Here is a 2,815-nt window from a genome sequence, read left to right as displayed (position 1 = left end):
CGGTGCAGGCGTGGGCGCCGGCGACCGCGCCGAGGCGTCCGCAGCGCTCGGCGTCCTCGCCGCGCAGCCAGCCGTACAGGTAACCCGCCGCGAAGGCGTCCCCCGCGCCGTTGGAGTCGACCACCGGCGCGGGCGGGACGGCCGGGGCGATGCGGCGGATGGTGCCGTCGACCAGCTGCAGCGCGCCGTCCGCCCCTGCGGTGACCACCACCACCCGCGCCCGGCCCTCCTCGGCGATCCGGCGCATGGTGGGCAGAGGGTCGGCGGGAAGAGCGGCGGCCGAGCAGAACACCAGGTCGGCGGCGAACGCGAACGGCAGGTGGTGGGCGGCCTCGCCGTCCCAGTCGTGCAGGTCGGTGGAGACGGTGACGCCCGCCTCCCGCAGCACCGGCAGGGCGTCGGCCGCGGGCTGGGTGATGGAGACGTGCGCGTGCCGGGCACGCCCCGCGAGGGCGGCGACCGTCTCCTCGGGATAGCGCCCGCCGCCCCGGCTGCCGTCGTAGAGGGAGGCCCGGCGGCCGTCCGGGCCGACCAGGTTGACGGCCCGCCGGGTGCCGGCCGGGGCGTGCGGAGCGGTGAGCGCGATGCCGTGCTCGCGGTGGAAGGCGCGCACCAGCTCGCCCTCGGGGTCGTCGCCCACCACGTCGAGGTGGTGGACCCTCAGGCCGAGGCGGCTCAGGCCCAGCGCCACGAAGTCGCCGGTGTGCCCGGCCCGCGCCAGCACCCCCTCCACCAGCCGGCTGTCCGCGTCCGGCAAGGGCAGTTCGGGCACGTGGACGATGGTGTCCACGCCCGCGCCGCCGAGGACCAGTACGTCGAGGTCGTCCTTGGTTCGCTCCATCCGCCCATCCTGGCGTGACCTGCCGGGCGGCTGGGCAGGTACCCCGTACGGCCGTGGGGCCGGACGGGACGGAAATGCGGAGGAAGCCGGACATGAGCGTCGTGGCGTGGGTGGTGCTGGGGCTGGTCGCCGGGGCGATCGCCAAGGTCCTGATGCCGGGCCGCGATCCGGGCGGGCTGATCGGGACCACGGTCATCGGCGTGGTCGGCGCGTTCCTCGGCGGGTGGCTGTCCGCCCGGTTCTTCGACCGTCCGGTCGACCAGGACTTCTACGACCCGGCGACCTGGGTGTCGGCGGTCGGCGGCGCGCTGGTCCTGCTGGTCCTCTACCGCGTCCTCTTCGGCCACTCCCGCGAAAGGGGCTGACGTCGGCCGCGAGCGGGGCCGACGCCGGCCGGGGCCGGCGGCTCAGGCAGCCGGCCTGTAGGCGGCCAGCGACCAGATGATGAACACGTCCAGGGCGATGAGCAGCACCGACCACACCGGCGCGTAGGGCAGGAACATGAACTGCTCGACGATGCTGAGCACCGCGAGCACCAGGCCGGTCACCCGCGCCCACTCCTTGCCGCCCAGCAGTCCGACACCGGTCACCACCAGGAGCACGCCCACGACCAGGTGCACGACACCCCAGTCGGTGAGGGTGAACTCGAAGACGTAGGAGCCGATCCGGCCGTACACGTCATCGCCGGCGAGCGCCGCGATGCCCTGCAGCACCGTCACCGTGCCCGAGACGCCCAGCAGCACGCCGGCGAACGTCGTCCCGCTCGCCGCCAGCAGCTGCTTCCCGGGGTCCGCCTGCCCGTCCATACCCGCATCCCTCCGCCGTGACGTCCGCTCCCGCCGAGCCTGCGTCGCCCTCGGGTGCGCGGCATTCCGGGCGCGGCGGACGGGCTAACGGCGGGCTCCTCGGGCAGGTTCCGCGCCGGGGCGCGGCCGCTTCCTGTGAAGGGTCCGGGAATTGGCGGTCACCCACCCCTCACATCATCACTTTGGTTAGGCTAACCTAAGCGCGTCGCCCTGGGGCATCTCTCCCCGGCGTGCGGCCCTTTCGTGGTGTTTTTCAGTTCCTTCGCCCTTTCAGGAGCATCCGCAGCCATGCCTCCCTTCAGAGCCGACCGCCCGCACCGTCCGCACGGCCGTATGGGCAAAATCGCCGCCGCCACCGCCGGCGCGGCGCTCACCATCGGCGCGCTGACCTCCCCGGCGCTCGGCGCGGGCCTGACCGGCGACCTCGGCCTCACCACGCAGGCGACCGCCGACGCCGCCCCCTCGGTCGCCCTGGGCTCCGCGTCGGTGACGGCGGGCGCGCAGCTCCCGTTCACGGTGAAGGACTTCCCGGCCGGTGCGACCCTGACGGTCAAGCTGGACAAGCAGACGGTGCTCGGTCAGTTCACCGTCGGGGACGACGGCTCGGTCTCCGGCTCGCTCACCGTCCCGGCCACCGCCGCCGCGGGCACGCACACCCTGCACTTCCTCGCCCCGGAGACCGTCGTCCCGGTCACCTTCGGGGTCCGGGTACCGGCTGCCGAACTCCTGTCCTCCTCGGTGCGGGCCGGCGACAGCCTGGCGTTCCGCGTGAGCGGCTTCCCGGCCGACGCGAAGCTGAGCGTCAAGCTCGACGACGCCTCCCTGATAGGCCAGTTCACGACCGGCTCCGACGGCTCCTTCTCCGGCAGCGTCACGGTCCCCGAGGGCACCGAGGCCGGTGAGCACTGGCTGCGCTTCCTGGCCACCGGCACCAGCGTCAAGAGCTCCGCCCTGACGGTCACCCGGCCCGCGCCCGCCGCCCCGAAGATGGTCATCACCGCGGGCTCCTCGGTCGCCGCCGGCGGCAAGGTGTCCTTCAGTCTCTCCGGCTTCGTCCCCGGCCAGAAGATCACCGTCAAGCTGGACGACGACGCGATCCTCAAGCAGTGGGAGGACGCGGTCGCGGCGGACGGCACCTTCTCCGGCACGGACGGTGACGGTGCCGGAG

General features: G+C 73.7%; 4 protein-coding genes. 2 read left to right on the top strand and 2 right to left on the bottom strand.

All coding sequences use genetic code 11. The features are described 5' to 3' along the window. Nucleotides 1-841, bottom strand: an 841-nt coding sequence (locus tag ACOV8S_RS03270) for a PfkB family carbohydrate kinase (protein ID WP_448316002.1), incomplete at its 3' end; no start/stop codon positions are given. 92 nt (nucleotides 842-933) lie between these two features. Between ACOV8S_RS03270 and ACOV8S_RS03265 the strand changes: the two genes are divergently transcribed. Further along, nucleotides 934-1,206, top strand: a complete 273-nt coding sequence (locus tag ACOV8S_RS03265) for a GlsB/YeaQ/YmgE family stress response membrane protein (protein WP_448316001.1) — start codon at nucleotides 934-936, stop codon at nucleotides 1,204-1,206. A gap of 42 nt (nucleotides 1,207-1,248) precedes the next feature. Here ACOV8S_RS03265 and ACOV8S_RS03260 read toward each other — a convergent pair whose 3' ends face one another. After that, complete coding sequence (locus tag ACOV8S_RS03260) at nucleotides 1,249-1,647, bottom strand: DUF7144 family membrane protein (RefSeq protein WP_448316000.1); 399 nt, start codon at nucleotides 1,645-1,647, stop codon at nucleotides 1,249-1,251. Between the two features lie 288 nt (nucleotides 1,648-1,935). Here ACOV8S_RS03260 and ACOV8S_RS03255 point away from each other — a divergent pair. Then, nucleotides 1,936-2,815 (top strand): hypothetical protein (locus tag ACOV8S_RS03255; RefSeq protein WP_448315999.1); only part of this gene is annotated, 880 nt, incomplete at its 3' end.

This window comes from Streptomyces sp. CO7 (genome assembly GCF_053474865.1).
This window is presented reverse-complemented; position numbering and strand designations above follow the sequence as displayed.